The organism is Paenibacillus sp. N3.4 (assembly GCF_008017805.1).
In the GTDB taxonomy this organism is placed as follows: domain Bacteria; phylum Bacillota; class Bacilli; order Paenibacillales; family NBRC-103111; genus Paenibacillus_E.
In genome coordinates this window covers 1-7,210 of sequence record NZ_VRTT01000150.1, presented here as the reverse complement: position 1 = coordinate 7,210, position 7,210 = coordinate 1, and the positions used below count along the sequence as shown (strand labels likewise).

The following is a 7,210-nucleotide window of genomic DNA, read 5'->3' as shown; positions in this document are numbered from 1 at the left end:
GAACACAATAAAGAACAAAATCCCTGGAACAGCCATGAGATATAATAGCTTATCTTTTCGAATATGGGACAACTTCCTCTTCCGCTCCAGTGACTTTGAAGATTCCTTGAGATTCGTCACCGTTTGATCATACAACGCGCTCATCCCCCTTCTCTTGTAAGCGTTTTAATTTATGGACGAAACCTACATCTAGGTGTTAGATGGTTTTCCCGTTGCTTTGATCCTTTAGGGTCAGAAGGATGTAATTGTAACTTCAAAGAAGAACAAAGATTTGCTCCTCATTCACAGAAACATCATACCGTTCTACCGAAATGTCATACGTTTTAGTTCTTGTTCTGGGATCTACGATCATACAGCCTGTCTTGATATCGAACTCCCAGAAATGCCATGGACATCTAACAATTTCACCTTCACGTTCGAAGCAGAATTCTCCGGGACTTGAAGAAGTAATAAACGCTGAGGTAGTACCTGTGCAAAGAGCGGCTCCTTGATGAGGACAAAGATTCCGAATTGCATAGTATTCCCCATTAATGTTATAAATACCAATGCTTCGTCCGCCAACCTCGATGATTTTTTTGGAGCCTGGTGTACATTCAGATACATTCCCAACTAAATGACGGGTCATATTTATACTCCCCCCACTGTCGCTCTTCTTGGGGGCAGACCGTATAAGTCGGCTGCATTCTGATAAAAGATTCGTTCCCACATAGCATCAGGTAATTTAGGGAATGCAAATATCGGTGAATCAAAATCCCAATGCGGATAATCACTGGCGAACATTAGATTTTCGTTGGCACTTATCGCTTCCATCATCGGCATGAATAATTTCATATCTGTCGGCAGCTCTAGTGGTTGTGAGGTCACCCTCATATGTTTGCGGTAATATTCACTAGGTGGCTCCTTGACCCAAGGCGTTTGATGGCGCAACGCCTTCCAATCCTGATCCAATCTCCAGATGAGTGGCGCAATCCAAAGCATACCTGCTTCAACAATAACTACCTTCAATGTCGGAAATTTGTCGAATACCCCTTCGAAAATAAAACTTGCTAGATGAGCTGCCATAACTTGCGATCGGGCCGACCTATATTCGATATAAGTGCTGACATGGCCCACACCAGTAGGAGGATTGTTTATGCCAATTCCCTCCATACTGACATGAATGGCAAAGGGAAGATTGTGCCTGACACAAGCTTCATAAATCGGATGATAGAAACGGTGACCGTAAGGCATCTGTGCGCCATTGGAGACGATGACTTGCACCATGTCTGGATGGCTTCCTAAGCGGTCGATCTCTTTCGCCGACTGAATTGGATCCTGCTTCGGAATAATGATCGAGCCCTTCAATCTCTTTTCTCGTGACAGCAAGCGTTCAATCGTGTAATCGTTTGCAGCAGTACAGTAAGCAGCGGCAAAATCACTATCGGGTGTGGCCTGAACCTCATAACCAGCACCTGTCAAAATACCGTATTCTAAATTATATTTATCCAAATGCTGATCTCGGAAATGGTTCAGTTTGCTGTCTTCACCCTTATCCTCTATTGGAGGCGTGTCCTGCATGCTTCCATCTATTCCACCATTTAGAAACATCCCGCCTTGGGTCGGAAGCCGCCAGCCAAAGCCTGCAATTTGCTCCCGGTAAACTCTCGGTAAATAAGGAATAAGCTCATCTCTCGAGGAACCAACGTGAATATCGCAATCAATAAAGGATCGTTTCGCTTTTTGCTTCTTAGCCTCTATCTCTATACTATCTGTGATTTCCATACGATTCACTCCAACCATTTTTCTCTTTTTCTTTTGGCCAAAAAGATTAAAGGTCTTACGTTCATCATATCATCATAAAAAATCAATTCCTATACACGGATTTACCTTATTACTTTCACTTTTTTGCGTATAATTGTAATGTACAAACCTCATAGCACAAACAACCTTTTTGTGTTATTCTCTACATTAAACAACTGCAGTTACAACTAGACGTTTAGTGACAGATGGAGGGAAAATGTGATGCCTGACGACAAAGTGGAGGTAGTCTTATATACTTACGCAGGACCCCAACCAGGATTCCTGCTTCCTGAGGATACCTATGATTCTAGTGCCGTGTTATGTGTAGAATTTGGCTCCTTTGAGTTCGAGATTGGCAATGAAAGTGGTCATGCGGCAATGGGGGACATTGTATTCTGCCCGCCGGGTGTTCTTTTCAAACGCAAATCTCCTGGTGAAATTGCCTTTCACATGATCCTATTTAATCTCTTTACACAAGGTGAGCCTTCTCTACTCAAACCTCAATCCGCAAAAAATTCAATTAGTGATTTAGTAAGACTTTCCTCCACGTACACTTATTTGCGCAAATTACAGCATCAACCAGGAGCTACACGGCCAATCACGAGCATGACTAACCACCTCGTCAAAGACCTGTTATTTCTCTGTCAACAGGAAAGGGCAGCAACCGAAATTTATAAGAAACCAACGGATCCTTTAATGCAGCAAGCAGTCGGCTACATTTATCGGAATGTCTTCAGTGAAATCAGCATGCAGGAAATTGCAAATAGACTGGGAATCAAGCAGCCCCAGCTTACCCGCCGTTTTCAGGCCGCTTATGGTGTTGTCCCAGTCGAGTTTGTAACCAGGCTGCGCCTGGAAGAAGCTAAAAAATTGCTGTTGCAAACAGATGATACCCTAGAAACCATCGCCTTACGGTGTGGCTATGAGAACGGCTCCTACCTAAGCCGCATATTCAGCACCAAAATCGGAACAAGCCCCTCCCTTTTCAGAAAAAATTATCGTGTTTAAGTTTCTCTCCTCTTTCAGAACCAGTTTTCATAACGCTAACGGGTATGAATATGAATAATTAACATAAATTGTAAGCGCTTCAGTTTTATCGTGAAGAGAAAACAACAAGGTTGTTCCGTGCCGACTTGAACACAGATCAACCTTACTGCTCTCTCCTACCAACTACTTATTCCACAATCTCACATCGTAATTCATTGGCCCCCAAACGAATCGTTTGGTTTTGGAAAGAAATCTGCTTCTCCTCCGTGGTATCATTCCAGAAAACGAAAAGTCTTCTCTCTTGATGAACGTATTCCGTTTTGACGATTCCCTCAGGCAGTTCCATATCAGTATCCAGTGAGAAGGTGCCGTGATAGAAAAATTCAGAGTAGCGGTCACGTAAGGCGATCAATTCCTTTATATGATTCCCATAAGCCTCAGCCGCAGTAATTGTTGCCCGAGAACGGTAAATGGCAATGTCAAAGCGATATCCATACACAAAAGCGAAGTGAAGTTGCTGTTTAAAATCGCTTCGCTCATCATGCATGTAGCGATTGGACATAATCGTCTCGGGGAACGTTTGCCGGTAAAGCTCAGGGAACGACTCGTCGTCTTTAAAACTCGCGTATTGGCAGCTATGATGGAAATCCAGGAGAGGCGCATAGCAGTCGACAACGAATTCAGAGCCGAAAGCTTTATCCCCTGTGCATAATTCACGCATTTGCTGCAAATTGCGCCGCCGATAAACCGTCTCGTTATCTCCCCGGTTTCCATGATCATGCGAAGCATCGAAACAGAGATGCGGAAAATGTCCAGCGATCTGATCGTAGAAAATGGAGTCCGGATTGTAGCTTAGTTTTTGTTGACCGATCTCAATTAGATGCTTATTCCATTCATCGGTGGCCTGACAGGCAGACACAAAGCTTTTATAGCCAAAATTGCGCAGCAGCATGCCGTCATTGTTGAATTTATAATGCTCCCTGTACTCCATGCCATCAATATTTTTGCGGCAAATCCGATGTCCGGTTTCCTTGTAATAGTCTGATTTCACATCGATCAGCACGCCATTTGTGTAAAGAGCAACACGTCCCCCCCGACGCTGCACTTCCGCAATCGCTGCTTTAAACCCTTCTTCTCCGCCAAGGGCAGGATCCGGCTCATAGACAGGATAACCGTTGTCGAAGCCGCCTTTCCACCAACCGAAGAGCAGAATCATTTCCACCCCGACAGCCTTGCCTTCCTCATAAACTCGCGGTAAATCTTCATAACGGAAGTAAATTTTGCCGAACTGATGCTTCATGATGATGCGCTGCCAACCGGGAAGCTCTTGTACCCACTCGGGTTTCTGCGGTTCACTAAACCAACCATCCGCCCATTGCCGGTAAATGGCCGAGCCTTGTCGCCAATCCCCTGGAACGAACGCTACTACAGAGGTCGGAGAGGAAACTTCTTCTCCTCCTTGCACCAATGAGAACTGAGAAACGGCTAGAACGAGACGCGGATCGCTGTTGCGCGGGCCTATTCCTGCTGCCAACACACAAGTTGTAAAGTTATCATCATGCCGACCTACATAGAGGAAATGCGAACCGCTCTGTACACCGAACCAAGCCATGCTGCCGAAACTCGGGTAGGTCATGTCGAGCCAAATCTCATGGTTATCGCTGGACATGTATTCACTGTGAGCCCTGTCAATTGCCGTCCAAGGATCCGCAAGTCGGTGTCCATGCCCCTCACTGCGGTAAAGAACATCGCGAAAGCGCTGTTCATCCGCAACGACGGATACGTCTACGAACGGAAGTTTGACCTCATTAACCCGTACTTCGCTTTGATTGGTTACCTTGTAGGAGAAGTGCAATTGTTCGCCTACTACCAGGACCTGCACCCGAAACAATACGGGATACGTATTGCCGTCCTCGGCTTCGAGCTGATTGTATTGAATAGCCAATCCACCCTCAATTTCGGTTACGGTCCCGCTTTGAAGACTTGAACGAACGGACATGTCGCGAAAATCGCCGTCGTCCAGTTGAATTCTCCAGAAATCTGCTCCTGCGCTCTCTTGTAGGAGAAGTCCCTCCGCCGACCAACGTACGAACCGCCCCTGCGGATCTACAGCAAACTGTAATTGTCCTGCCTTAATTGAAAAAGTCATTTTCCCAATCTGTCCTTTCCTTATCTTAAATAAAGACCGCCATTCACATCCAGGATAACTCCGGTTATATACTTAGCTTCGTCGCTTGCCAGGAATATCGCCGCTGCCGCAACGTCTTCAAGCTTCCCTAAGCCAAGGGGAACAGATTCCGTTAGTGTCTTCACCTTCTCATCCCCATGCGTTTGATGCAATAATTCGGTTTCGATGATGCCCGGAGCGATCGCGTTAACGGTAATGCCATAAGGAGCAGCCGTACGAGCGAGCGTTTTCGTGAAGCCGATCTGTCCGCTTTTACTAGCAGCGTAGTGAACATGGCCATACAAGGCACCCTGATGTCCAACGACCGAACTGATGGAAATAATCCTTCCGCTTTTTTGCGGCATCATGATGTCCATGGCATACTTCGAGCATAAGAAGGTGCTCGTCAAGTTGTTGTTGATGATTTCATTCCAACTTTGCAGCGACGTTTCGACTATCGTTTCTGCCCTGGAAGTGCCGGCATTGTTGACCAGTATATCGAGGCGTCCATACTTCTCTAGCGCCATATGAAACAATCTCTGGACATCCTCTTCTTGGCTGACATCCGCTTGGATCGCAATGGCATCCCGCCCTAGCGACTTTACTTGCTCAACAAGTTGAAGCGAGCTTTCTGTGATATCAAGAGCGTTAATAATCACACTAGCTCCCGCTTCAGCCATGCCTAAGATCATCCCGCGTCCGAGACCTTGCGATGACCCCGTTACCATGACTACTTTACCAGATAAATCAAACATACGATTCTCCACCTCGGTTTCTAAAATGACTTAAAAGTAGTTCTCGGCAGCCGGTGGTCGAATTTGAATAAGTTGCCCATTATAATGCCTTAAATCGTGCGGGACATAAGGATGCTTAATGGCCGAGTCTTCAATCAGTTCAATGCCTAACCCCGGTTTATCCGGGATGGTCATATAGCCATCCTCGAAATGCAGCTGTTCGTCTGTGATCTCTTTGCGCCAAGGCACATCACTTGCCATAATTTCCAGATAAAAAAAGTTTGGCGTGCATGCAGCTAATTGCAATGTAGCGGCATTAGCTACAGGGCCGCTTGGATTATGCGGGGCGAATGGAATATAGTTCGCCTCCGCCATGGCAGCAATTTTGCGGCATTCCATAATGCCTCCGGCATGGCTGATATCCGGCTGCACATAGTCCAACGCTCTTCTCTTGAACACTTCGTTGAACGCTTGTCGCGTAAACAATCTTTCCCCGCCTGCGATGGCCACCGGAGATTTCCGTCTTACATCTATCATGGCATCCAAGTTATCTGGTGGAACCGGTTCTTCAAACCACACTGGCTTGAAAGCTTCAATCTCCTTGGCGATCTTGATGGCTGTAGGTACATTAAAACGGCCATGCCCTTCAATGAACAGATCCATATCATAACCGACGGCATCTCTCACAACTCCAATGCATTCGAGAGCTTTGTCCAGTTCCTCATTCGAAAGGGTCATATACGCTTTGCCGAAAGGATCCCACTTCAACCCCTTGAATCCGCGCTCCTTCGCTTCCTTGGCTTTTACACCAAAATCCTCTACGCAGGTGGCGCCGGCAAACCACCCATTGGCATACACCTTCACCTTATCGTGAACCTTGCCCCCAAGCAGCCTGTGAACGGGAACGCCCAGCGATTTGCCGTTAATGTCCCACAACGCCATCTCCACTGCACTAAGCGCGGACATCAGAACGGCCCCGCCCCGCCAGTAGGCATCACGATATATATTGTGATAATGCGCTTCGATATCAAGCGGACTTTTACCGATTAGGTACCGTTTTATATCTTCAATTGCCCCAGTTACAGCATTCTCTTTATACTCCAGCGTTGCTTCGCCAACCCCTGAAATACCTGCATCTGTATAAATTTTGACGAATACGAAGTTAGTCCGGTAACAATCGACGACAAACGTATTCACACCAGTAATTTTCATCTACGCACCCCTATGAAACATGTTTTATTTATTTTCTGTTTAAAATCATCACGAGATCCTTCGGATCTCGTGATGATTTGCATTCACTCTATTTCTTGTCTGGATGTTCCTTTTTATAAATTTCCGTAGCTTGCTCGATCCACTTTTGGCCGCCCGCGTCCAAATATTTTTTCTTAAACGACTCGTATTCTTTGTCGAGATCGCCTTTCGATACAATCAAGGAAGTAAAACCTTCTTTCGTAATATCCTGCAACACTTTTCCACTATTGCGTTCGATTTCCGGAATATCATAAAGATAAGCGTCTTCGACCGCATTGTCTTTTGAAAGCTT

7 protein-coding genes are annotated in these 7,210 nt (G+C 45.9%); 1 reads left to right on the top strand and 6 read right to left on the bottom strand.

Annotated elements, in window-relative coordinates; all coding sequences use genetic code 11:
- Positions 1 to 253: 253 nt before the first annotated feature.
- Together FU659_RS34175 and FU659_RS34170 are read right to left on the bottom strand one after the other, a co-directional pair.
- Positions 254 to 625 (bottom strand): Rieske (2Fe-2S) protein, encoded by a 372-nt coding sequence (locus FU659_RS34175; RefSeq protein WP_147951618.1) that lies wholly within the window; start codon positions 623 to 625, stop codon positions 254 to 256.
- A gap of 2 nt (positions 626 to 627) precedes the next feature.
- Positions 628 to 1,761, bottom strand: a complete 1,134-nt coding sequence (locus FU659_RS34170) for an amidohydrolase family protein (protein ID WP_187274601.1) — start codon at positions 1,759 to 1,761, stop codon at positions 628 to 630.
- 240 nt (positions 1,762 to 2,001) lie between these two features.
- Here FU659_RS34170 and FU659_RS34165 point away from each other — a divergent pair, with 240 nt between their 5' ends.
- Entirely contained in the window at positions 2,002 to 2,787 is a 786-nt protein-coding gene (locus tag FU659_RS34165) for a helix-turn-helix domain-containing protein (RefSeq protein ID WP_147951616.1), read from the top strand.
- 166 nt (positions 2,788 to 2,953) lie between these two features.
- Here FU659_RS34165 and FU659_RS34160 read toward each other — a convergent pair whose 3' ends face one another.
- The 4 genes from FU659_RS34160 to FU659_RS36150 all read right to left on the bottom strand — a co-directional run.
- The gene (locus FU659_RS34160) at positions 2,954 to 4,915 is read right to left on the bottom strand and encodes a DUF6259 domain-containing protein (protein WP_147951615.1); all 1,962 of its coding nucleotides are present in this window, start codon (positions 4,913 to 4,915) and stop codon (positions 2,954 to 2,956) included.
- 20 nt (positions 4,916 to 4,935) lie between these two features.
- Positions 4,936 to 5,688, bottom strand: a complete 753-nt coding sequence (locus FU659_RS34155) for an SDR family NAD(P)-dependent oxidoreductase (protein WP_147951614.1) — start codon at positions 5,686 to 5,688, stop codon at positions 4,936 to 4,938.
- 30 nt (positions 5,689 to 5,718) lie between these two features.
- Positions 5,719 to 6,879 carry a galactonate dehydratase gene (gene dgoD, locus FU659_RS34150; protein ID WP_147951613.1) on the bottom strand — a complete coding sequence of 387 codons (1,161 nt, stop codon included), beginning with the start codon at positions 6,877 to 6,879 and terminating at the stop codon, positions 5,719 to 5,721.
- A gap of 88 nt (positions 6,880 to 6,967) precedes the next feature.
- Positions 6,968 to 7,210: hypothetical protein (locus FU659_RS36150; RefSeq protein WP_187274600.1), on the bottom strand; the 243-nt coding region annotated here is incomplete at its 5' end.

What these genes read in the sequence shown, in the direction of transcription:
- FU659_RS34175 (WP_147951618.1), bottom strand. Translation starts at nt 625, where the DNA reads ATGACCCGTCATTTAGTTGGGAATGTATCTGAATGTACACCAGGCTCC.
- FU659_RS34170 (WP_187274601.1), bottom strand. Translation starts at nt 1,761, where the DNA reads ATGGAAATCACAGATAGTATAGAGATAGAGGCTAAGAAGCAAAAAGCG.
- FU659_RS34165 (WP_147951616.1), top strand. Translation starts at nt 2,002, where the DNA reads ATGCCTGACGACAAAGTGGAGGTAGTCTTATATACTTACGCAGGACCC.
- FU659_RS34160 (WP_147951615.1), bottom strand. Translation starts at nt 4,915, where the DNA reads ATGACTTTTTCAATTAAGGCAGGACAATTACAGTTTGCTGTAGATCCG.
- FU659_RS34155 (WP_147951614.1), bottom strand. Translation starts at nt 5,688, where the DNA reads ATGTTTGATTTATCTGGTAAAGTAGTCATGGTAACGGGGTCATCGCAA.
- dgoD (WP_147951613.1), bottom strand. Translation starts at nt 6,879, where the DNA reads ATGAAAATTACTGGTGTGAATACGTTTGTCGTCGATTGTTACCGGACT.